Raw genomic sequence first — 23,366 nt, 5'->3', positions numbered from 1 at the left:
ACCTTATCCTCCAAATAAAGGAGACAAGGTGCGTTCTTTTAACATACTAAAAAATATTTCATTGGAAAATAATATTTTTTTAGGAACTTTTATTGATGATGCTGATGATCATCAATACATTCCAGTGGTAAAAAAATTTTGCAAAGAATTTTATTATAAAGATATTAATAAAAAAATAGCTACAGCAAAAAGCCTACTTGGATTTTTTAAAAACACTGCTTTAACGTTGGATTATTACAATAATAGTGAATTCCATAATTGGATTAATTCTGTAGTAAATAGTAATAAAATTGATGCGGTCATTGTTTTTTCTTCGGCTATGGCGCAGTATGTGAATGAAAATTTATATTCGCGCACCTTAATTGATTTTGTTGATGTTGACTCGCAAAAATGGCGTGATTATGCCGATAAAAAATCTTGGCCATTATCATGGATTTATAAAAGAGAGTCCTCCTATCTTTTAAAATATGAGCGAAATATTGCCATAAAAGCAAAACACTCTTTTTTTGTTACGGAAAAAGAAAAAAATCTTTTCACACAACTTGCTCCTGAAAGTTCTTTCAAAACAAGCGCTCTTAACAATGGCGTTGATTCAGATTATTTTTCTAATGCGCAGGTATTTTTATCTCCATTTTCTTCTGGTGACGAGGGGGAATCAATAATTCCGATTGTTTTTACTGGTGCAATGGATTATTGGCCCAATATAGATGCGGTACTTTTTTTCATTGAAAATGTTTTTCCAATTTTAATTAAAAAAAATCCTTGTTATAGATTTTATGTCGTAGGTCGAAATCCAACATTGGCGATTGTTAAATTGAATTCTCAATTTATTATTGTTACTGGTACTGTAAAAGATGTTCGACCTTATTTGCAACATGCTACTGTTGTGGTTGCTCCATTGAGAATAGCGAGAGGAATTCAGAATAAAATTCTTGAAGCTATGTCAATGGAAAAACCTGTGGTTGCATCTCTGGATTGTGTTAGCGCAATAGATGCGATTGATGGCATTGAGTTAATTTCCGCAGTTTCACCCGATGATTTTGTTCAAAGTATTGAGTTTATTTCTGAAAATACTGTTAAAGCAAAATCAATTGGTTGCGCTGCGAGATTTAATGTCGTAGAGAAATATAGTTGGAAAACTCATTTAAAGATAATAGATAGACATCTTGATTCCAATAATTCTGATTAGTTTTTTTATTTTAATTGATGAAAAATTTTTATAAAAAATGGTTGCTGTCAATAATTTCATTTGTGATTTTATTTTCATCTTTGTTATTTTTGTTTTGGGGAACATTTTCCGGTATTGTATTTATATGGATGCGGTCTGAAACATTTACGCATGGATTCCTTGTTCTTCCAATTGTCACTTGGTTGATCTGGAGAAAGAAGGATTTAATAGTCACTGAAACCCCCCAGCCGTTTTATTGGGCAATGATTCCCATATTTCTAACGGCTATAGTGTGGCTTTTGGGTGATCTCGTTGCAGTAAATTCTGTAACTCAGTTGGCGGTTACTGCACTTATTCCTCTTATAGTACTTTCCGTATTTGGATGGGCTATAGCGCGAATAATAATTTTTCCATTGTTGTTTTTATTTTTCGGTGTTCCGTTGGGCGAGTTTCTTTTGCCTTTTCTTATGGAGTGGACTGCAAAATTTACTGTATTTGCCATACGGTTAAGTGGTGTGCCTGTTTATCAAGAGGGATTGCAATTTGTTATTTCATCCGGTAGCTGGTCTGTGGTTGAAGCCTGTAGCGGTGTCCGTTATTTAATTTCGTCGCTGATGATTGGTACGCTATATGCCTATCTTAGCTATAAGTCACTAAAAAAGCGGTTTATATTTATTGGCGTATCTATTGTTGTACCTATATTAGCAAATTGGTTTCGAGCCTATTTCATTGTGATGCTAGGTCACCTTTCCGGAAATAAACTTGCCGTTGGGTTTGATCACCTTATATATGGATGGTTGTTTTTCGGTTTAGTCATTGTGCTTATGTTTCTTATTGGTGGAAGATGGGCTGAGAATTCGATTCCAGATATTAAGATTGTAAATATAAATACTGCCGTATATAGTTTTAATGTTACTGTATATTCACGTTTTGTGTTTTTTGTTTTTTTAGCATTTGCGGTTCCTCGGTTTTGGGGAGATTTTATTTATTCAAAAAATAATTTGAATTATCCTTTGTTAAATTCCCCCGCTTATTTTTCTGCCGGTTGGAGCCGTATTCCAGATGCTGAAATTATTTTGAAACCAAATTTTCATGGGTCGGCAGTTGAAATTAATAGTTTTTACAGTAAAGAATTTTCAAAAATTGGCCTGTATGTAGCTTATTATAGAAATCAAAATTATAATAATAAATTGATAAATTTTGGTGATGGAGTTTTTGATAATAAAAACAAAAACTGGCTTAAGTTGAATACAGGCAATGCTGTTATTCATGATGGTGAGGATGTTTTTCCTGTACGCACTGGAACTTGGCGAAGCGTGGATTTTGGTCAGCATGTGCGGGATAACCGTTTGCAAGCTTGGCAATTTTATTGGGTCAATGGATCATTTGTTGAAAGTGACTATAAGGCTAAAATATATGGTGCTATTCAACGATTATTTGGCGCGGGTGATGATTCTGCTGTTGTTATTGTTTATGCATATGAGATTGATAGTAACTCGGCTAATGAATCATTGAAAGAGTTTTTGAAAGATAATTCTTCTGAAATTAAATTTCTTCTTGAGAGAACTCGTGCTAACTAATTGTAATTTATTGTTTATTTTATGAATTTTGTCGAAGGAATTGATATGCCTGTTGTTGCTGTAATTGGTTTGGGATATGTTGGACTTCCATTAGTTATTGAATTCGGTAAACATTTTAAAACTATTGGTTTTGATATTTCCGTTTCAAAAGTTGAATCTTGTATTAAAGGCATAGATCCTTCTCGAGAATTATCTAACGAAGAGATGCTATCGGCCCCGCATGCTTTTTATACCTATGATGCATCAAAGTTAGCGGAAGCTGATATTGTTGTCGTTGCTGTTCCAACACCGGTTGATGATGCCCATATTCCTGATTTTCGCCCCTTGATTGGCGCTAGTACAAGTGTTGGTCGCAATATGAAGTCTGGTGCGATTGTGGTTTACGAATCAACCGTATATCCAGGTGCAACCGAAGAAGTTTGCATTCCAGTCTTAGAGCGGGAATCTGGGATGAAATGGAAACAGGACTTTTTCATCGGCTACTCGCCAGAGCGCATAAATCCTGGTGATAAAGAGCATACGCTCACAAAAATTTTAAAGATCGTATCTGGAGACACTGCCGAAACTTTGGAAAAAGTTGCCCAGCTTTATGAGAAAATTATTATTCCTGGCGTTCATCGTGCTTCTTCAATTAAGGCGGCTGAGGCTGCTAAGGTTATTGAAAATACGCAGAGAGATCTGAATATTGCATTGATGAATGAATTGGCTATTATTTTCGACAAAATTGGTATTGATACCACTGAGGTTTTAGAGGCCGCCGGTACTAAATGGAATTTCTTGAAGTTTAAACCGGGATTGGTTGGTGGGCATTGCATTGGTGTCGATCCTTATTATTTGACGCATAAGGCGGCTATGTTGGGCTACCAACCAGAAGTTATTTTGGCTGGTCGGCGTATCAACGACAGTATGGGTAAATTTATTGCGGAGCAAACCATTAAGCGTATGATCGCTTCGGGTAGCTACATTAAAGGCGCTAGGGTAAATGTGCTTGGCCTTACTTTTAAAGAGAACTGTGGAGATCTTCGGAATTCCAAGGTGATCGATATTATTAAAGAGCTCAAATCTTACGGTGTTGAGGTTTTTGTAACGGACCCGCAGGCTGAGGTTGAAGAAGCTATGCACGAGTATGGTGTTCGACTACTTGCTTGGGATGATTTGCCCCGTGCTGATGCAATTGTGGCCGCCGTGGCGCATGACGAATATGCAGCATTGTCGGTGGAAGATTTTGGAAAAAAATTGGTTAAAGGCGGTGCTTTTATTGATGTTAAATCCTCATTCGATCGTGTGGCGATTGAGGCTGCTGGCTACAACTTGTGGCGGCTGTAAAAGATAACCGTCCTTTGGTGGTGCATGTTGTGTACCGCTTTGATATGGGAGGGTTAGAGAATGGAGTTGTTAATTTAATTAACAGCATGGATGCACAAAAATACCGTCATTTTGTGCTTGCATTGACCGATATTACTGATTTTAAAAAACGAATAGTTCGCGACGATGTAGAGTTTTATGCTTTAAATAAACCCTTGGGTCATTCATTTTGGTTGTATCCACGTCTATTTCGTTTATTTAAGAAATTACGCCCGGCTATTGTTCATACTAGAAATCTTGCTGCCCTTGAAGTTTTGATTCCTGCATGGGCTGCTGGTGTTTCCGTTCGCATTCATGGTGAGCATGGTCGTGATGTTGGTGATCTAGAGGGTAATAATAAAAAATACCAATGGATGCGCCGTATTTACGCACCATTTGTAGGCCACTATGTGGCCTTGTCCCGTGATTTGGCTCAGTATTTGAGTGAGAAGGTTTTTATTTCTGGTCGGCGTATAACGCAGATTTATAACGGGGTTGATTCTGTACGCTTTTACCCGGCTAACGCGGCAGAACATTCCGCTATTCGGGGATCGCCATTTACAGATACTGGCTCATGGATGGTGGGTACGGTTGGGCGCATGCAGATTGTGAAGGACCAGATGACGTTAGCGCGTGCCTTTATACGTGCACTCGAAATTGCCCCAGAACTCAACACCCACCTGCGCCTTGCGCTAATTGGGGACGGGCCATTGCGGGCACAGTGCCTGCAATTGCTGGATGCTGCGGGTGTGGCGCATTTAGCTTGGTTGCCTGGCGAGCGTAATGATGTGTCCTGCATCATGCGTGGACTGGACTGTTTTGTGCTGCCCTCTTTGGCGGAGGGTATTTCCAATACGATATTAGAGGCCATGGCCAGCGGTTTGCCGGTGATTGCAACCGATGTGGGGGGAAATGCCGATTTGGTACTGCATGGCATTACGGGGCATATCGTGCCAGCCGGTGATGTGAATGCGATTGCACAATGCTTGGTGCAATGGGCGAGATCCCCTGAATTGGCGCAAAAGATGGGGCGCGAGGGGCGGCAACGTATTCTTGAGAAATTTAGCCTCGATGCGATGGTTACGACCTACCAGGGCTTGTACGATCGACTTTTAGGTATAGGCGGCAGCAGTGTGCAGTCACCTCCCACCAACAGATAACCATCAGATAAATACCATGTGTGGAATTGTCGGCATTTTTGATACCCGGGGTGGGTGCGATATAGACCGTGCTGTGTTGCACCGCATGAACGAATCGCAACGCCACAGAGGCCCGGTGGAGGGTGGTTTGCACTTGGAACCTGGCGTGGGTTTTGGGCATCGACGACTATCAGTCATTGATTTGGCCACAGGCCAGCAACCGCTATTTAACGAAGATGGTTCTGTGGTGGTGGTATTCAATGGCGAGATTTATAACTACCAGCAGCTGATTCCCGAATTGCAAGCGCTGGGGCATGTGTTCCATACGCGCAGTGATACCGAGGTGATCGTCCATGCGTGGGAGGCTTGGGGCAAGGATTGCGTCCAGCGTTTCCGGGGCATGTTTGCGTTTGCCCTGTGGGACCGCAACCAGCAAACCTTCTTCATGGCGCGTGACCGTTTAGCCGTTAAACCCATGTACTACGCCATTTTGGATGATGGCATGCTGGTATTTGGTTCCGAGTTGAAATCGCTGCTGGCGCACGGCGGATTGAAGCGCGATATGGACCCGTTGGCGGTTGAAGAGTATTTCGCGCTGGGCTATGTGGCTGAGCCGCGTACGATTTTTCGGCAGGCTAAAAAACTATCGCCCGCCCACACCCTGACGCTGCGCTGTGGCCAACCGCTGGCAGAGCCCGAGCCGTACTGGGATGTGCACTTTACGCTGGACAGCAAGATCGGGGCAGACGAGGCGTGCGCCCAACTGGATGAAAAGTTAAAAGAGTCGGTGCGGTTGCGCATGATTGCGGACGTGCCACTCGGTGCCTTTCTGTCGGGGGGCGTGGACTCCAGTGCGGTGGTGGCAGAAATGGCCGAGATCTCAAAGGAACCGGTCAACACCTGTTCCATCGCTTTTGACGACCCCGCGTTCAATGAGGCCGCATTCGCCCAAACCGTGGCCGACCGTTACCACACCAACCACCATGTGGAAATGGTGAAGAGCGATGACTTTGACCTGATCGACACGCTGGCCCGCCTGTACGACGAGCCCTATGCCGATAGCTCGGCCATTCCCACCTACCGGGTGTGCGAGTTGGCGCGCAAGCATGTCACGGTGGCTTTGTCCGGCGATGGTGGCGATGAAACCTTTGGCGGCTACCGGCGCTACCGCATGCATCTGATGGAAGAAAAGATGCGTTCCTCCATGCCCGCAGCGCTGCGCCAGCCTTTGTTCAAAACCCTGGGCCGTATTTACCCCAAGGCCGATTGGGCACCGCGCATGTTCCGCGCTAAAACCACGTTCGAGGGCATGGCCCGCAACTCCGTGGAGGCCTATTTCCATTCGGTGTCGATTCTGCGCGGTCCCATGCGCGACCAGCTGTTTAGCCCGCGTTTCAAAACCGAGCTGGCCGGGTACAACGCCCAAGAGGTATTCGACTACCACGCCAGTAAAGCCAATACCGAGGATCCGCTGGCCCTGATCCAGTACCTAGACCTTAAGACCTATTTGGTCGGTGACATCAACACCAAGGTGGACCGTGCCAGCATGGCCCATTCGCTTGAGGTGCGCGAACCCTTGATGGACCACGAGCTGGTCGAATGGATGGCGACTCTGCCGTCCTCTCTGAAAATCCAGGGCCAAGAGGGCAAGTATTTACTCAAGAAATCTATGGAGCCGCGCTTGCCGCATGATATTTTGTACCGCCCCAAAATGGGCTTCTCGGTGCCGCTGGCCCGCTGGTTCCGTGGCCCCTTGCGCCAGCGTGTGCGCGATGCGGTGCTGGGCCCACGCTTGGCTGAAACCGGCTGGTTCAACCGCCAGTACCTGGAGCATTTGGTGGACGCGCATGATTCTGGCGCCCGTGACTACAGCGCGCCTTTGTGGACCCTGCTGATGTTCGAGGCATTTTTGCGCAATGTGATGCAGCCCGAAGTGCACATGCCCGCCGGTACCGAGGTTGTTACCGAGGCCGTGCCCGTATGACGCGCATCCTGCATGTGCTGGACCATTCCATCCCCCTGCACAGTGGCTATACCTTTCGCACCCTGTCCATCCTGCGCGAGCAACGCAAATTGGGCTGGGAGACATTCCACCTCACCACGCCCAAACACATCCAGGGCAACACCCACGGCGACGCGCTGGAAGAGGATGTGGACGGCTGGCACTTCTACCGCACGCCAGCGGCGGGGCAGGGCAGTTCCTTACCAGGTCTGGGTGAATGGGCCATGATGCGGCAGGTCGAGCGCCGCCTGCAAGAGGTGGCCGAGCGGGTCCGCCCTGACATCCTGCACGCCCATTCCCCGGTGCTCAACGCCATGCCCGCCCTGCGCGTCGGCAAGCGCCTGGGTATCCCGGTGGTGTACGAAGTGCGGGCCTTTTGGGAAGATGCTGCCGTAGACCACGGCACCACGGCTGAGGGCAGCCTGCGCTACCGCCTCACGCGCCGGCTGGAAACCCGGGCCTTCCAGCAAGCCAGCCACGTATTCACCATCTGCGAAGGCCTGCGCTCCGACATCGTGGCGCGCGGCATCCCGGAATCCAAAGTCACGGTCATCCCCAACGCAGTCGATATCGATTCGTTCGATGTCGGTGGCGTGCCCGATGCCGCGCTCAAAAGCCGCCTGGGCCTGTCCGACTGCAAGGTCGTAGGCTTCATCGGTTCTTTCTACGCCTACGAAGGTCTTGATTTGCTGTTGGCCGCCATGCCCCAGATGCTGGCCCAGGAACCCGCTGTGCGGCTGTTGCTGGTCGGCGGTGGCCCGCAGGATGCGGCCCTCAAAGCCCAGGCCCTGGCCCTGGGTATCCAAGACAAAGTGGTGTTTACCGGTCGCGTGCCGCATTCTGAGGTGCAGCGCTATTACGACCTGGTGGACGTGCTGGCCTACCCGCGCCATTCCATGCGCTTGACCGAACTGGTCACGCCGCTCAAGCCTCTGGAGGCCATGGCGCAAGGCCGTTTGCTGGTGGCGTCCGACGTGGGCGGCCACAAGGAGCTGATTCGCCACGGCGACACCGGCCTGCTGTTCGAGGCGGGCAGTGCGCCCGCGCTGGCCCAGGCGGTGCTGGATGTGCTGGCCACCCCCGAGCGCTGGCCGCAGTTGCGCGCAGCGGGCCGCCAGTTCGTTGAATCCGAGCGCAACTGGACGGCTAGCATCGCCCATTACCGCCACCCCTACGCTGCCCTCACTGGCGGCGTGGCCTGATGGCATTTGCGGGCATCCGGGTGGGCCTGGTCGGCCCCTTGCCACCGCCTGCAGGCGGCATGGCCAACCAGACCCGGCAGCTGGCCGAACTGCTAGAAAAAGCCCAGGCCCAGGTAACCCTGGTGCAAACCAACGCACCCTACCGCCCCCAATGGGCCGGGCGCGTGCCGGGTATCCGGGCGGTGTTCCGCTTACTACCTTATGCCCTGGCCCTGTGGCGTGCGGCGGGCCGCAGCGATGTGCTGCACATCATGGCCAACTCGGGCTGGTCTTGGCATTTGTTTGCTGCGCCGGCCATCTGGATTGCGCGCCTGCGCGGCGTGCCCAGCGTGGTCAATTACCGGGGCGGCGAGGCGGCGGAATTCTTACAGGGCGCACAGGCTGTGGTGCGCACATCTATGGCGGCCAGCGCCGGTTTGCTGGTGCCATCGGCTTTTTTGCAGGAAGTATTTGCCCGCTTCGGCATGCAGGCAGCCATCGTGCCCAACATCATCGACCTGGCCCGCTTCCGCCCGCGTGGAGCCAAGCTCGCGCACTCGGCGCACATCTTGGTGGCGCGCAATCTGGAGCCGCTGTATGACAACACCACCGCCATCCGCGCCTTCCAAATCGTGCAAGCGCAGTGGCCCGAGGCACGCCTGACCATCGCTGGCAGCGGCCCGCAAGAAGCCGAATTGCGCCAGTTGGTCACCGACCTGGGTTTACAGGCCCGCGTGCACTTCACCGGGCGGCTAGACCGCGATGACATGGCCGCCCTGTACCGCGAGGCCGATGCCATGCTCAACCCCAGCCTGGCCGACAACATGCCCAACTCGGTGCTGGAATCTATGGCCAGCGGCGTGCCGGTGGTCAGCACCGATGTGGGCGGCGTACCCTACATAGTGCAAGACGGCGTGACGGCGCTGCTGGTGCCACCGGGCGACCCGCAGGCGATGGCAGCGGCCTGCCTGCGGCTGCTGGACGATGCAGGCCTGTGGACGCGTTTGCAGCAGGCGGGTCTGGCCGAGGTGCAGCGCTATACCTGGGGCCGGGTGGCCCCCTTGCTGGCGGCGCAATACCGGCAAATTATTCAAGCAAAATAGCCATTTTGCGCATATACCACCTGCGCTAGTAGCTATATATTTTGTAGTATTGACATGTACACCTCCTTAGTCTCTGGTTTGCTATTTCCGCTGCACGAGCGCCTCAAGCGCCACAGCACGGTGGCCACGCGCCGCCACATGGAGGCCGCGCAGTGGTGGTCGCCAGACCAGGTGGCGGCCTACCAGTTGCAGCAGCTGCGGGCTTTGCTGGTGGATGTGGGCCAGCATGTGCCGTACTACCGCGACCTGTTTGCCCGTACCGGGTTCGACCCTGCGCAAGTGCAGTCGGTGGCCGACCTGGCCCGCCTGCCGTTCCTGACCAAGGCGGTCATCAAAACCCACACCGACGCACTGCGCCATGCCCACGCCGACGGACTGGCCCGCTTCAACACCGGCGGCTCGTCGGGTGAACCGCTGGTGTTCTTCATCGGCAAAAAGCGCGTTAGCCACGACGTGGCGGCCAAGTGGCGGGCCACCCGCTGGTGGGGCGTGGATATTGGCGACCCGGAAATCGTGGTCTGGGGTTCGCCCATCGAGCTCGGCGGGCAAGACCGCATCAAACACCTGCGCGACCAGATGCTGCGCACCCAGCTGCTGCCCGCGTTCGAGATGTCCGAGGCCAAGCTCGACGGCTTTATCGCCACCATCCGCAGCACCCGCCCCAAGATGCTGTTTGGCTACCCCTCGGCGCTGACGCACATCGCCCAGCATGCGCAAAAACGCGGCGTGGCGATGGACGACCTGGGCATCAAGGTGGCCTTCGTCACCTCAGAGCGCCTGTACGACAACCAGCGCGCCACCATCAGCCAGACGTTTGGCTGCCCGGTGGCCAACGGCTACGGCGGGCGCGATGCGGGCTTTATCGCCCACGAATGCCCGGCGGGCAGCATGCACATCACGGCCGATGACCTGGTGGTAGAAATCGTCAACGAAGCCGGTGAGGTGCAGCCACCCGGCGTGGCGGGCGAGATCGTCGTCACGCACCTGGCCACCAACGACTTTCCATTTATCCGCTACCGCACTGGTGACATCGGAGTGCAGGGTAGTGCGCCGTGCAGCTGCGGCCGGGGCCTGCCCGTGCTGAAAGAAATCCAGGGCCGCAGCACCGACTTTGTGATTGCCGCCGACGGCACGGTCATGCACGGCCTGTCGCTGATCTACATCCTGCGCGATCTGGCCGGGGTGCAGTCCTTCAAAGTGGTGCAAGAGTCACGCGAAAAAACCCGCGTGCTGCTGGTGACGGGGCCTGAATTCCAGCTGCACATGGTGGACCAGATCATCGCCGGATTCCAGCGCCGCTTAGGTGCCAGCGTGGTGGTGGAGGTGGCGCTGGTGGAGTCGATTGCCGCCGAGAAGTCGGGTAAATTCCGCTACATCATTAGCCATGCCGTTTGACCCCATGAACCTCGCCAGCCTTTCCCATGCGTGACATTCTTCTCATGGCTATCGTGCTAGCCGCCTCGATAGGTGCATTGCGGAAGCCCTGGATCGGGGTCATGTTGTGGACCTGGTTGAGCATCATGAATCCGCACCGCTACAGCTACGGTTTTACCTACAGTGCGCCTTTGGCTGCGATTGCTTTTGCGGCCACGGTGGTGGGTTTGCTGGCCACCAAAGAACGGAGTTCTCCGTTCAAAGGCGGGGCCGTGACTTTCTTTGTGGTGTTCATCGTGTGGATTTCACTCTCTACCCTGTTTGGGCTCGACCCGGAGGGCGACTACTGGCAGTGGAACAAGGTCATGAAGGTGAACCTGATGATTGTGGTGTCCTTGATGCTGCTGCACAGCAAGAAGCATATTCTGGCTCTGGCATGGGTGGCGGCGGGTTCCTTGGCATTGCTGGGGGCCAAAGGCGGCATTTTCACCTTGACGACAGGGGGCAACTACCGTGTGTGGGGGCCACCGGGTTCGTTCATTGAAGACAACAACGAATTTGCCTTGTCCTTGGTGATGGCGATTCCGTTGCTGCGATTTTTACAGCTACAACTGACCAACCGCTGGGGAAAACATGCCATGAGCGCCACCATGCTCCTGTGCGCGGTGGCTTCGCTTGGCAGCTATTCGCGCGGTGCGCTGCTCGCCATCAGCGCCATGGCCGTCTTTTTGTGGTGGAACGGCAAGAACAAAATGGTGGTGGGCCTGGTGCTCGTGCTGGCGGTGCCGCTGGTGATTACCTTGATGCCCGATGCCTGGATGGGGCGGATGTCCTCAATGGGTGAATACCAGGAGGACTCTTCTTCGATGGGGCGTATCTCCGCATGGTGGAACGCGTGGAATATCGCCTTTCACTATCCGTTGGGCGTCGGTTTTGATGCCGCGCGCCCCGAGCTGTTTGCCCGGTTTTCTCCTTATCCCGAGAAGGTCCACGCGGCACACAGTATTTATTTTCAGGTACTCGGCAACCACGGTTTTGTGGGCTTGTTTTTGTTTTTGGGCATCTGGATCAGCACTTGGCGCTCGGCGGGATGGCTGCGCGTGCACTGCGCCAAAATGCCCGAGGCCGCATGGTGCGCCGATCTGGGGGCCATGTGCCAAGTGTGCTTATTGGGCTATGCGGTAGGGGGCGCATTTTTGAGCCTGGCCTATTTCGATCTACCCTATAACGTCATGGCATTGGTTATTTTGACCCGCGTTTGGGTACATACCAAAGGATGGCTGCGTGAGCCTGTGTATGTGCCAGGCTGGAAGAATATTCCCGGTATGGCACCTCTGCGCCCACCCACCGTGGTAAAGAAGAAGTATGTTTAAAACACTATTGAAGCAGCTCTCGCCTGCCGGAGAACGGGGGCGTTTGTCGGTCTTGATCTTCCACCGCGTACTGCCCCAGCCCGACCCGATCTTTCCGGGTGAGGTCGATGCCGCTACGTTTAATGCCATTTGCCAATGGATCAAATCTTGGTGCAATGTGCTGCCGCTGGATGTAGCCACCCGGCAGTTGCAAGACCGCACGCTGCCCGAGCGGGCGGTGGCCATCACCTTTGATGACGGCTACGCCGACAACCGCACCCAGGCCCAGCCGATCCTGGCGCGCCACGGTCTGCCCGCCACCTTCTTCATTGCCACCGATTTTCTGGATGGTGGCCGCATGTGGAACGACACCGTGATCGAATCCGTGCGCCTGTGCCACGCCCCCCAGCTCGACCTGCGCCGCATCGCCAAGCCGGATGGCAGTGGGGACCTGGGCCTGCACTCCATCGCCAGCGCTACCGACAAGCGCAGCGCCATCGGCGCCATCATCGGCCAGATCAAATACCTGCCTGTCGCTCAGCGCCACGCCCTCACCGTGCAGATTGCCGACTGCGCGGGCGTGCAAGCGCCCACCGACCTGATGATGACATCAAGGCAGGTGCGCGAACTGCGCCAGTCGGGCATGCAAATCGGAGCCCACACCCGCAGCCACCCCATCCTGGCCACCCTCAGCGCCGATGCCGCGCGGGCCGAGATTGCCGAGAGCCGGTTGTGCCTGGAGCAACTGCTGGGCGAGCGGGTGGGCCTGTTTGCCTACCCCAACGGGAAGCCCGGCACCGACTACTCGCCCGAGAGCGTACAGATCGTGCGCGAGCTAGGCTTTGATGCCGCAGTGTCTACCACCTGGGGTGCCGCACGCAGTGGCACCGACCCCTTCCAAATCCCCCGTTTCACCCCCTGGGACCGTAGCAAACTGCGCTTTGGTGCGCGTTTTGCCGGTAACTTGTGGCACACCTGAGCCTACCCCATCCATGCGTAGTTTTCTCTCCCGTATTCGGCAACTGGTAGACACCAACTATGGCACTCTGCGTGGCCTGGTGCGGGTGCTCTTGGGGCAAATGGAATACGTGCTGGGCCGTACCGAACCCTATCTGCACCCCCGCATGCACGCGGTGGACCGGCTGGTCTTCGTCTGCCTGGGCAACATCAACCGCAGCGCCTTTTCGGAAGCTGTGGCGCGTGGGCAGGGGGTGCATACCTGCTCCATCGGCCTGTCCACCACCACCGGACACCCGGCTTTCCACAAAGCCGTCGCCACCGCCCAGGCGCTGGGGCTGGACCTGGCGGCCCACACCGCCACCGATCTTAGCGATTACCAGTTTCGCCCCACCGATCTGCTGCTGGTGATGGAAATTCGCCATGCGCAGCAGCTGCGTGCAGCCGGTTACCCGGCCGCCTCCATCGCCTTGCTCGGGCACTGGGCCGCGCCGCACCGCATCCATTTGCACGACCCGCATGTGCTGTCCGATGCCTACTTTCGCACCTGTTTCAGCCTGTTGCAGTCTGCCGTTCAGGGCCTGGTGGCCGATTTGCGCGCTGCGGGCAGCCCGTGCATCCGGCGATGAATGTCTACCTGACCTTCGACATCGAAGTCTGGTGCAACGGTTGGAACGATCTCGACCGCGTTTTTCCCGCCAGCTTCGAGCGCTACGTCTACGGCCACTCAGCCCACGGCGACTACGCCCTGCCCAAAACCCTGGAACTACTGAACCAGCACGGGCTGCAAGGCGTGTTCTTCGTCGAACCCCTGTTTGCCACCCGCTTTGGCCAGCAACACCTAAACACCATCGTCGGCCTGATTCGCAACGCCGGGCACGATGTGCAGCTGCACCTGCACCCCGAGTGGACCGACGAAGCCCTGGAGCCGCTCATCCCCGACTGCGCCCGCAAACGCCAGCACCTGAGCTACTACACGCTGGACGAGCAAACCGCCCTGATCGGCCACGGCAAACGCCTGCTCGAAGCGGCTGGCAGTGGCCCCATCAGCGCCTTCCGTTCGGGCAGCTTCGCCGCCAATGTCGATACCTTTGAAGCCCTGCGCCGCAACCACATCCTGCAAGACAGCAGCCTGAACCGTTGCCACGCGGTCAGTGCGCCGGAGGTGTTACGCGGACACGATCTGGACGCAGCGTTTGAGGTCAACGGTGTTATGACCTACCCGGTCACGGTATTCCAGGACGGCTTTGGCAAAGACCGGCCTGCCCAGGTGGGGGCCTGTAGTTTTGCCGAGATGCGCGATGCACTAACGAGCGCCCAGCGGGCGGGGGCCGCGCACTTTGTGGTGGTGTCGCACAATTTTGAAATGCTCAAGCCCGGTAGCGCGCAACCCGACTGGGTGGTGGTGCAGCGCTTTGCCCAGCTGTGCGCATTTTTGGGGCAGCACCGCGACAGTTTTACGGTGGGCGCATTTGCCCCTGCACAGGGCGTGTTGGCGCCTATGGTGTCCCAGCCACGGGCACATAGGCTGGCGACCGTTCGCCGCTATGCCGAACAAGCCTTGCGGCGCATTCTGTGAGCCCGTCTGCTATGGGAAAAAGCTTTTCCATCTACCTGGATCTGGTGCGCTTTGTCGCCGCTTGTCTGGTGTATGTGTACCACTCTAACCAGCGCTTGTTGGTACACGACATCCTGCCTGCCAGTAATTTTGGTCACAGTGCAGTGATGGTTTTTTTCGTACTTTCCGGGTTTGTGATCGCGTTTATCACCGATACCAAGGAGCGGCATTGGGCGGCCTACGCGGCTAGCCGCATCTCCCGGGTCTATTCAGTCGCACTTCCTGCGGTGTTTCTGACCATCGCGTTGGATGGCGTAGGCCGCCACCTGTATCTGGCGCTGTACGACTATCCCTTTGACCAATTTCTGGTGCGCTCGGCAGCCAGTCTGCTGCTGTTGAATGAAATCTGGTTTGTCTCAATCACCAGCTTTTCCAACGTGCCGTACTGGTCGATTGGTTATGAGATGTGGTACTACGTGGCTTTCGGTTTTGTCATGTTTTTGCCACGCCGCCTAGGCATGCTGGCGGTTGCCATGCTCGCTCTGGTGTTGGGGCCCAAGGTGGTGCTATTGGCCCCTATCTGGATGCTGGGTGTGCTGCTCTACCGTTGGCAGCGGCTGCGGCATATATCAGCATTGCAGGGATGGCTGTTGGTGGCCGCGTCGAGTGCGGGTATCGTTGCGTTCCACCATGTGGGCGTTACCGCACTGGTAGAGACCTATTTCAAAGACCTAATTGGCGCGGACTGGCATAAACAGCTGACTTTTTCCAAGTTCTTCCTCAGTGACTACCTGCTGGGCATTTTGGTGTTTCTGAATTTCGCCGGTATGCGCCGGGTCAGCGAGCACTTGGCACCGCTGTTGCTGCCCCTGGAGCGTCCGATCCGCTGGCTGGCGGGCTACACCTTGTCCTTGTATCTACTGCACCAACCCCTGTTTTTGTTTTGGGCCGCCGTGTTACGTGGTGACCCGAACGGCTACACCTACTGGGCGATGACTACGGCCCTGGTGGCGGTGTCGGTTTGGACTATTGGCTGGATCACTGAAAACAAGCGCCACGTCCTCAAGCGTTGGCTAGAGCAGCGGCTCATCCGCGTGCAAGCGCACTTTTTCCCATCCCATGCTGCAAAAATCTGAATCCCGCCCGCCCTGCATCGTGCTCGGCCTTGAAACCCAGATCGGCCTGGGCCTGGTGCGTGAACTGGGGCGTGCGGGCGTATCGGTGGTGGGCATTGCCTGCGAACCTGATGCCATTGGCCTGTCGTCCCGTTACCTGGCCCGCAAGCTGGTGGTGACCCAACCGCGCAGTGCAGAGCTGATTGCGGCCATCGTGGCTCTGGGGGAAGAGCTGGGGCCGTGCTGTTTGATGGCCGTGTCGGAAGCCAATCTGGGGTGGTTGGCCCAGCACCAGGGCGCATTTGGCCGTGTACGGCCTATCGTGCCCAGCCCCGACACCCTGGCGATGGTGCTCGACAAACAGCGCACCTTGCAGGCCGCCCGCGAGGTTGGCATTCTCGTGCCCGAGACGGCCGAACCCCGCTCTATGGCCGAGGCCGAGGCCTTGGCTGCGCGTTTTAGCTTTCCGGCTGTGTTGAAGTGGAAAGACCCCAACGCCGTGGCCCGCAAGCTGGGCCAGGCTGGTCTGGAGCTGCACAAGGCCGAGTATGTCTACACTCCGGCCGAATTTCTGGCCGCTGCTGCCCGCTACCAGCCCATTGGTGAATGGCCGATGGTGCAGGCCTATTGCCCCGGCACCGGCCTGGGCCAGTTCTTCTACATGCACCAAGGCCAGGCGCTGCGCCGTTTTCAGCACCTTCGGGTGGCGGAGTGGCCGCCCGAAGGGGGCTTCTCCAGCGTCTGCGATGCCGTGCCGCTGGACCAGCATGTGGCCCTGCAAGAACAGTCGATTGCCCTGCTGCGCCACATCGGCTGGGAGGGCGTGGCGATGGTCGAATACCGCTGGGATGCCGCCACCGACCGCGCCGTGCTGATGGAAATCAACGGCCGCTACTGGGGCAGCTACCCGCTGGCGGTGCAATGCGGTGTGGGTTTTGGCGTGCTGTCGTATGCAGTGGAAAGCGGTTTGGCGCTGCCTGTGCTGCCGCCGGTACGCTGGGGCCAGCGCTGCCGTATGGTCAGTACCGAACTCAAGCGTCTGGTGCGCATCTGCCTGCAACCCGAGAAAATTGTGGACCGCACTTTCCCCGTGCGCCCCGTGGCCGAGCTATGGCGTTTTGCGCGGGACTTCTTCCGGCCCGGTGTGGGTTATTACGTGTGGGATGCCCGCGATCCAAAGCCGTTTTATGCCGACATCAAAAACCTGGTACAGAAGGTTTTCAAACGCTTCTAAGGTTTTATAGGAAATGATAGAAATATGCCTCTAGCGCATGTTCTATATGCGCGAGTAGCTATATTTTATATAGCAATGGCTATGTTAGCCATACACGTGCCAGCCATCAAAATCCGCCTTGCCCAGCGGCACGCCTTGTTGCCGCAGCAGGGCGTAGGCACAGGTCAGGTGGAAGAAGAAGTTGGGCAGGGCGTACTGGGATAAAAATTCTGCCCCCGGCAAAGCCAGCACCGCCTGCCCGGCCTGGTCTGTATACAGGCGTTGGGCGCTATCGGCCATCTGTGCCGGGCTGAGGCCGGCTAAAAACTGCTGCGTCCGTTGGATGCGGGCCTGTAGTGCTGTACACGTGGTGCTGGCTTCGCCAAACGCGGGCACCTCCAGCCCGGCCAAGGGGGCGCAGGCACGCAGGGCGAACTGCGCGGCGATGTCGATTTGCAGCCCCAGCGGCAGCATGTCGGGGGCCAGCCGTGCTTGCAGGTCCGCACCAAACGCCGCCCCCGCATCCACCATCTTGGCCAGTTGGCCCAGGTAGCGCTGGAAGACCGGGACCGAGGCGGCGTACACAGCTCAGCCTTGCAGCAAGGTCTGCACGTAGCGCGATACGCCGGTGTGAACGTCGGCAAATGCGTGGTCGCAGCCGGTGCTGCGCAGGGCAGTCAGGTCGGCCTGGGTGTAGCACTGGTATTTGCCGCGCAGCGCGTCGGGGAAGGGTACGTAGTCGATCAGGCCACTGCTGGCCGCCTCTGCCAGGGTGACAGGCTGGGTTTGCAGCGCATTGACCACGGCATGGGCGATGTCGTTGAAGGGCTGGGCCTGGCCGGTGCCCAGGTTGAAGATGCCGGATTGTTCCGGGTGGTCGAAGAACCACAGGTTCACTGCCACCACGTCGTCAATGAACACAAAGTCGCGCAGCTGCCCGCCTTGGGGGTAACCGCCGTATTCGCCAAACAGCTTGACTTTGCCATCGGCCTTGAACTGGTGGAACTGGTGAAACGCCACGCTGGCCATGCGGCCCTTGTGCTGCTCACGCGGGCCGTAGACGTTGAAATAGCGAAACCCCACCACCTGGTGCGGGTTGCGGTCAAACCCGCTGCCGCACAGCAGGCGCATGCGCTGGTCGAACAGCAGCTTGGAGTAGCCGTAGACGTTGAGCGGGCGCTCGAATTCGGGGGATTCCACGAAGCTGGCCGAGCCGCCGTAGGTGGCCGCCGAGGATGCATACAGCAGGCGCGTGCCCTGGGCGTGGCAGGCATCGAACAGTTGGCAGGACAGCGTGTAGTTGTTGTCCATCATGTACTTGCCGTTCATCTCCATCGTGTCGCTGCACGCGCCCTCGTGGAACACGGCTTCGACCTTGCCGTAGCCGCCTTGGGCAAAGCGGTCATAGAAGCTGTGGGCATCCACGTAGTCGGCAATTTGCAAGTCGGCCAGGTTGCGGTATTTGTCGCCCTGGGTCAGGTCGTCCACCGCGATGATGTCGGTGATGCCGCGTGCGTTCAAGCCTTTGACGAGGTTGCTGCCAATGAAGCCAGCGGCTCCGGTGACGACGATGCGGGTCATGGGGTTTCCTTGGTGAAAAGTTCGTCATAGCTGACGGTGGCGGTGCCGAATTTGCCCACCACCACGCTGCCCGCCCGGTTGGCCAGCGGCATGGCTTCGCGCAGGCTCAGTCCCGCAGCTACCAGGGCGGCCATCGTGGCGATCACTGTGTCACCGGCACCGGTCACGTCAAACACCTCCAGCGCCTGGGCGCTGGCGTGCAGCTCGCCCGCGTCGTCATACAGCGTCATGCCTTCTTCGCTGCGGGTCACCAGCAGGGCTTCCAGCTTCAATTCCTTGCGCAGGTTTTGCGCCTTGGTGCGCAGCTGTTCCTCGCTGCTCCAGCTGCCCACCACTTGCTGCAGCTCGGCGCGGTTGGGGGTGATGACGCTGGCCTGGCTGTAGCGCGAATAGTCGCTGCCCTTGGGGTCGATCAAAATCTTTTTACCGCTGGCCAGGGCCAGGGCAATCATGTCGCCCACGTGGGCCAGCCCGCCCTTGCCGTAGTCGGAAAACAGCACCGCCTGGTGCGCGGGCAGCAGGGTGGCGAAGGTGGCGGACTGCGAGGCCAGGATTTCGCTTTTGGGCGTGTTCTCGAAGTCCAGCCGCAGCAACTGCTGCTGGCGGCCAATCACGCGCAGTTTGACGGTTGTTTGCAGCTCCGCATCGCGGCCAAAGTAGGGGCGGATACCGGTCTGGGCGACCAGCTTTTCCAGCTTGTGGCTGGCATCGTCGTCGCCCACAACCGTCAAAAGGGAAGCCTGCGCGCCCAGCGACACGATGTTGTAGGCCACGTTGGCCGACGCGCCCATGCGCTCTTCTTCGCGGGTCACGCGCACCACCGGCACCGGCGCTTCGGGGCTGATGCGGTCTACCGCGCCGTACCAGTAGCGGTCCAGCATGGCATCGCCGACTACCAGCACCTGGGCCTGGGCTAGTTTGGAGCGGGAAAGGGTTGAAAGTTTGGTCATAGTTCTTCGACTCTTCTTGCGGGGTAACTGTCCCAGGCTTGGCAGCCGGGGCATTGCCAAAAATGCTGTTTCGCCTCGAAGCCGCAGGCGGCGCAGCGGTAGCGCTTCAAGGGGTTGGCGGCGTGGTCCAGGGCGCGCTGGATCTGGGGGTGGAATTCTTCGTGCTCCAGCTTTTCCCCGGCGATCCAGCGGGCGGCGGCCACCAGCGACTGTTCGCGCTCCAGGTGCTGGATGTAGCGCATGCGCACGTCGGCCATAGGGGTGCCGGAGCGCAGTTGCAGTGTCAGGATGGCTTCCAGTACGTCCAGCGAGGCGCTGTGGGCGTAGCTGGCTTCCAGCAAGGCCAGAGCACTGTCGGTGCGTTCGGCAACGGTAGCGATGGTGGCGATGCGATCTGCTACCAAAGGTATAGCTGCTGGCGCATATTCTGCAAGCGCTAAAAGGGTTTTTAATGCCTCATCTTGCTGGCCTGCCTGCTGTTGCAACAGGGCCAAGTCGATACGCGGGCGGGCGGCCTGGGGGGCGATGGCGATGGCTTTTTCCAGCAAACCTTGGGCGGCTTCGGGCTGGGCGGCGGCCTGTTCGCACAGGTAGTGTGACTGGCGGCCGCTGAAGCTGCCCTGGCCAGCGGACTCCAACTTGTGGGCGATTTCGGACGCATCGGCCCAGTCGCGCGAACGCTCAAAAATCGACAGCAGGGCCAGGCGGCTTTGGGCTTCATAGGCTGTGCCTTCGAGCTTGCGCAGGGCCTCTTCGGCACGGTCGAGCAAACCGGCTTTCAAAAAGTCTTGCGCCAGCGCGTGCTGGGAGCGGTCGCGGTCGGCGGCGCTCAGGTCGCCACGCGACAGCAGGTGCTCGTGGACCCGCACGGCGCGCTCGGTTTCGCCCCGGCGGCGGAACAGGTTGCCCAGCGCAAAGTGCAGCTCCGAGGTGTCGGGGTCTTTTTGCACGGCTTCGATGAAGGCGTCGATGGCCTTGTCCTGCTGCTCGTTGAGCAGGTAGTTCAGACCTTTGAAATAGGCCTTGGGGGCCAGGCGGTTGTCCAGGCGCAGCTGCCGGAAGTCCCAGCGTGAGGCGAGCCAGCCGAGCACAAAGGCCACCGGCAGGCCGAGCAAAATCCAGCTGAGGTCAAAGTCCATGAAGTGGGGGGGTAGGTTCCGTGCGGGGGGTGTCAACGGTAGATGGCGCGGGCTGCTGGGCTTTTTTTGCCATAGCGCGGTGCGTCCACCAGCGCGGCACCATGCCCAGAATACCCAGGGCCAGTCCGGCGGCAAACGCGCTCAGGATCAGCAGCACCATGGGCGCACGCCATTGCGTGCCAAAGAAGAAGTGCACTACGGCGTCTTGTTGGTTGTTCAGCGCAAACGCAAACAGGGTAAAAAAAATGGCTGCCTTAAGTAACCACTTAAGCAGCCGGACCAGATTGTTCATAGGTGTCCTTGATCAGCAGAATATTCTAGCGATGGCGAAGCCTTATTCGCGCGATTCGCGTAGTTCCCTGGCCTCGATTTCGGCGGTTTGCTGGTCCACGGCTTCGCGCAGGGCTTTGCCGGGTTTGAAGTGGGGCACGCGCTTTTCGGGAATGGCCACGCTTTCGCCGCTGCGCGGGTTGCGGCCCATGCGTGGCGGGCGGCGGTTGATGGAGAAGCTGCCAAACCCCCGTATCTCGACGCGGTGGCCCCGCACCAGCGCATCCCCCACGGCATCCAGTATGGTTTTGACGGCGTGCTCGGCATCGCGGTGGGTCAGCTGGCTGAATCGGGCGGCCAGTTCTTCAACAAGGTCGGATCGGGTCATGGAGGGGTGTGGTTTGGATAGGATTTACGCAATGCACCGTTGGGTTGGGAAAATTGCGTAAACCCTGTTCAGTTGTAAATAAAGCCGATCCGCTCGCCCCTGCGAGTCGGATCGGCTTGGCACTAGCCTATGTCAACAACAAATTAATTGTTGCTGTCCAGCTTGGCGCGCAGCAGGGCACCCAGGCTGGTGGTGCCAGCGTTTTCGCGGGCCGAAGCTTGGCTCAGTGCAGCCATGGCTTCACCTTGGTCGGCAGCGTCCTTGGCCTTGATCGACAGCTGGATGTTGCGGGTCTTGCGATCCACATTGACCACCACAGCGGTGACTTCGTCGCCTTCTTTCAGCACGTTGCGTGCGTCTTCAACGCGGTCACGGCTGATTTCGGAAGCGCGCAGGTAGCCGATGATGTCTTCGCCCAGGTCGATTTCAGCGCCACGGGCATCCACGGTCTTGACCTTGCCGGTCACGATCTGGCCCTTGTCGTTGATGGTGGTGAAGGTGGTGAACGGATCGCTGTCGAGCTGTTTGATACCCAAAGAGATGCGTTCGCGGTCCACGTCCACGGCCAACACGATGGCTTCGACTTCTTGGCCCTTCTTGTAGTTACGCACGGCGGCTTCGCCGGTTTCGTTCCACGAGAGGTCAGACAAATGCACCAGGCCGTCGATACCGGCAGCCAAGCCCACGAATACGCCGAAGTCGGTGATCGACTTGATCGGGCCCTTGACGCGGTCGCCACGCTTGGTGTCTTGCGCGAATTCTTGCCATGGGTTGGCCTTGCACTGCTTCATGCCCAGGCTGATGCGGCGCTTGTCTTCGTCGATTTCCAGAACCATGACTTCGACTTCGTCGCCCAGCGAAACCAGCTTGGCGGGAGCGATGTTCTTGTTGGTCCAGTCCATCTCAGACACGTGCACCAGGCCTTCGATACCGGGTTCGAGTTCCACAAATGCACCGTAGTCGGCGATGTTGGTGATCTTGCCGAACAGACGGGTCGATTGTGGGTAGCGGCGGTTCACGCCCATCCATGGGTCGTCGCCCATTTGCTTCAGACCCAAGGACACACGGTTCTTTTCGGTGTCGAACTTGAGGATCTTGGCGGTGATTTCCTGACCAGCCGTCACCACTTCCGATGGGTGACGCACGCGGCGCCATGCCATGTCGGTGATGTGCAGCAGGCCGTCAATGCCGCCCAGGTCCACGAACGCACCGTATTCGGTGATGTTCTTGACCACACCGTGCACCACGGAGCCTTCTTTCAGGGTTTCCATCAGCTTGGCGCGTTCTTCGCCCATGCTGGCTTCGACCACAGCGCGGCGCGACAACACGACGTTGTTGCGCTTGCGGTCCAGCTTGATGACCTTGAATTCCATGGTCTTGTTCTCGTAGGGAGACAAGTCCTTGATGGGGCGGGTGTCGATCAGCGAACCGGGCAAGAATGCGCGGATGCCGTTGACCAGAACGGTCAGGCCGCCCTTGACCTTGCCGGAGGTGGTGCCGGTGACGAATTCGCCGGATTCCAGGGATTTCTCCAGGGACATCCACGAAGCCAGGCGCTTGGCGGTGTCACGGCTGACGATGGTGTCGCCGTAGCCGTTTTCGATCGCGACGATCGCGACGGAGATGAATTCGCCAACTTGGACTTCAACTTCGCCCTTGTCGGTTTTGAACTCTTCCAGCGGCACGTAGGCTTCGGATTTGAGGCCAGCGTTAACGACCACAAAGCTGTGTTCGATACGGATGACTTCGGCGGTGACGACTTCACCAATGCGCGTTTCCGTGCGGGTTAGCGATTCGGCAAAGAGGTCTGCAAATGATTCTGACATGGTTTTCCTAGTCCACAGCACAGGGTTGGCGGGTGCGGAATTGCACTCGCGTGAGGTTCTGGTGTGGCGGTTTGGCGGTCGGGGGACCACCGGGGTTACAAGGTTAAAAACCACTCGGCTGAAGCA

Annotated in this window: 21 protein-coding genes; 14 read left to right on the top strand and 7 right to left on the bottom strand. The window is 56.5% G+C overall.

The window, feature by feature from the left end:
- The first annotated feature begins 28 nt into the window (after positions 1–28).
- Genes AC0969_RS01750 through AC0969_RS01685 form a run of 14 tightly spaced genes read left to right on the top strand, consistent with a single transcriptional unit; the run spans position 29 to position 17,107 of the window.
- Positions 29–1,189 carry a TIGR03087 family PEP-CTERM/XrtA system glycosyltransferase gene (locus AC0969_RS01750; protein ID WP_479622399.1) on the top strand — a complete coding sequence of 387 codons (1,161 nt, stop codon included), beginning with the start codon at positions 29–31 and terminating at the stop codon, positions 1,187–1,189.
- 17 nt (positions 1,190–1,206) lie between these two features.
- Positions 1,207–2,748, top strand: a complete 1,542-nt coding sequence (gene xrtA / locus AC0969_RS01745) for an exosortase A (protein ID WP_479622398.1) — start codon at positions 1,207–1,209, stop codon at positions 2,746–2,748.
- A gap of 45 nt (positions 2,749–2,793) precedes the next feature.
- On the top strand, positions 2,794–4,074 hold the full coding sequence (locus AC0969_RS01740; RefSeq protein WP_479622821.1) for a nucleotide sugar dehydrogenase: 1,281 nt from the start codon (positions 2,794–2,796) through the stop codon (positions 4,072–4,074).
- Positions 4,062–5,252 carry a TIGR03088 family PEP-CTERM/XrtA system glycosyltransferase gene (locus AC0969_RS01735; RefSeq protein WP_479622397.1) on the top strand — a complete coding sequence of 397 codons (1,191 nt, stop codon included), beginning with the start codon at positions 4,062–4,064 and terminating at the stop codon, positions 5,250–5,252. The genes AC0969_RS01740 and AC0969_RS01735 overlap by 13 nt, the downstream gene beginning before the upstream one ends.
- A gap of 16 nt (positions 5,253–5,268) precedes the next feature.
- Positions 5,269–7,215 carry an XrtA/PEP-CTERM system amidotransferase gene (locus AC0969_RS01730; RefSeq protein WP_479622396.1) on the top strand — a complete coding sequence of 649 codons (1,947 nt, stop codon included), beginning with the start codon at positions 5,269–5,271 and terminating at the stop codon, positions 7,213–7,215.
- The gene (locus AC0969_RS01725) at positions 7,212–8,435 is read left to right on the top strand and encodes a TIGR04063 family PEP-CTERM/XrtA system glycosyltransferase (RefSeq protein WP_479622395.1); all 1,224 of its coding nucleotides are present in this window, start codon (positions 7,212–7,214) and stop codon (positions 8,433–8,435) included. The genes AC0969_RS01730 and AC0969_RS01725 overlap by 4 nt, the downstream gene beginning before the upstream one ends.
- Entirely contained in the window at positions 8,435–9,517 is a 1,083-nt protein-coding gene (locus AC0969_RS01720; protein WP_479622394.1) for a glycosyltransferase family 4 protein, read from the top strand. Before AC0969_RS01725 ends, AC0969_RS01720 begins: the two co-directional genes overlap by 1 nt.
- 54 nt (positions 9,518–9,571) lie before the next feature.
- Entirely contained in the window at positions 9,572–10,912 is a 1,341-nt protein-coding gene (locus AC0969_RS01715; RefSeq protein WP_479622393.1) for a phenylacetate--CoA ligase family protein, read from the top strand.
- Between the two features lie 26 nt (positions 10,913–10,938).
- Positions 10,939–12,264: a putative O-glycosylation ligase, exosortase A system-associated gene (locus AC0969_RS01710; RefSeq protein WP_479622392.1), complete on the top strand. Its 1,326-nt coding sequence runs from the start codon at positions 10,939–10,941 to the stop codon at positions 12,262–12,264.
- Positions 12,257–13,222: a polysaccharide deacetylase family protein gene (locus AC0969_RS01705; RefSeq protein ID WP_479622391.1), complete on the top strand. Its 966-nt coding sequence runs from the start codon at positions 12,257–12,259 to the stop codon at positions 13,220–13,222. The genes AC0969_RS01710 and AC0969_RS01705 overlap by 8 nt, the downstream gene beginning before the upstream one ends.
- Before the next feature lie 13 nt (positions 13,223–13,235).
- Complete coding sequence (locus tag AC0969_RS01700) at positions 13,236–13,829, top strand: arsenate-mycothiol transferase ArsC (RefSeq protein ID WP_479622390.1); 594 nt, start codon at positions 13,236–13,238, stop codon at positions 13,827–13,829.
- Complete coding sequence (locus AC0969_RS01695) at positions 13,826–14,779, top strand: polysaccharide deacetylase family protein (RefSeq protein ID WP_479622389.1); 954 nt, start codon at positions 13,826–13,828, stop codon at positions 14,777–14,779. The genes AC0969_RS01700 and AC0969_RS01695 overlap by 4 nt, the downstream gene beginning before the upstream one ends.
- Before the next feature lie 11 nt (positions 14,780–14,790).
- Positions 14,791–15,894 (top strand): acyltransferase family protein, encoded by a 1,104-nt coding sequence (locus tag AC0969_RS01690; RefSeq protein ID WP_479622388.1) that lies wholly within the window; start codon positions 14,791–14,793, stop codon positions 15,892–15,894.
- On the top strand, positions 15,878–17,107 hold the full coding sequence (locus tag AC0969_RS01685; protein ID WP_479622387.1) for a carboxylate--amine ligase: 1,230 nt from the start codon (positions 15,878–15,880) through the stop codon (positions 17,105–17,107). The genes AC0969_RS01690 and AC0969_RS01685 overlap by 17 nt, the downstream gene beginning before the upstream one ends.
- 84 nt (positions 17,108–17,191) lie before the next feature.
- Here AC0969_RS01685 and AC0969_RS01680 read toward each other — a convergent pair whose 3' ends face one another.
- From AC0969_RS01680 to rpsA, 7 genes are all read right to left on the bottom strand, one after another.
- Positions 17,192–17,671 carry a DUF1993 domain-containing protein gene (locus tag AC0969_RS01680; protein ID WP_479622386.1) on the bottom strand — a complete coding sequence of 160 codons (480 nt, stop codon included), beginning with the start codon at positions 17,669–17,671 and terminating at the stop codon, positions 17,192–17,194.
- A gap of 3 nt (positions 17,672–17,674) precedes the next feature.
- Positions 17,675–18,667: an ADP-glyceromanno-heptose 6-epimerase gene (gene rfaD / locus AC0969_RS01675; protein ID WP_479622385.1), complete on the bottom strand. Its 993-nt coding sequence runs from the start codon at positions 18,665–18,667 to the stop codon at positions 17,675–17,677.
- A complete protein-coding gene (gene rfaE1 / locus AC0969_RS01670; RefSeq protein WP_479622384.1) occupies positions 18,664–19,617 on the bottom strand; it encodes a D-glycero-beta-D-manno-heptose-7-phosphate kinase in 954 nt (317 codons plus the stop codon). Before rfaE1 ends, rfaD begins: the two co-directional genes overlap by 4 nt.
- Entirely contained in the window at positions 19,614–20,756 is a 1,143-nt protein-coding gene (gene lapB / locus AC0969_RS01665; protein WP_479622383.1) for a lipopolysaccharide assembly protein LapB, read from the bottom strand. Before lapB ends, rfaE1 begins: the two co-directional genes overlap by 4 nt.
- Entirely contained in the window at positions 20,746–21,048 is a 303-nt protein-coding gene (locus tag AC0969_RS01660) for a LapA family protein (protein ID WP_479622382.1), read from the bottom strand. The genes lapB and AC0969_RS01660 overlap by 11 nt, the downstream gene beginning before the upstream one ends.
- A gap of 42 nt (positions 21,049–21,090) precedes the next feature.
- A complete protein-coding gene (locus tag AC0969_RS01655) occupies positions 21,091–21,414 on the bottom strand; it encodes an integration host factor subunit beta (RefSeq protein ID WP_479622381.1) in 324 nt (107 codons plus the stop codon).
- A 143-nt stretch (positions 21,415–21,557) separates the two neighbouring features.
- Positions 21,558–23,240 carry a 30S ribosomal protein S1 gene (rpsA, locus tag AC0969_RS01650; protein ID WP_479622380.1) on the bottom strand — a complete coding sequence of 561 codons (1,683 nt, stop codon included), beginning with the start codon at positions 23,238–23,240 and terminating at the stop codon, positions 21,558–21,560.
- Positions 23,241–23,366: the final 126 nt, after the last annotated feature.

Source organism: Rhodoferax sp. LB1P47 (assembly GCF_056521445.1).
The sequence above is the reverse complement of the archived record's forward strand: the minus strand, read 5'-3'. Positions and strand labels throughout refer to the sequence as shown.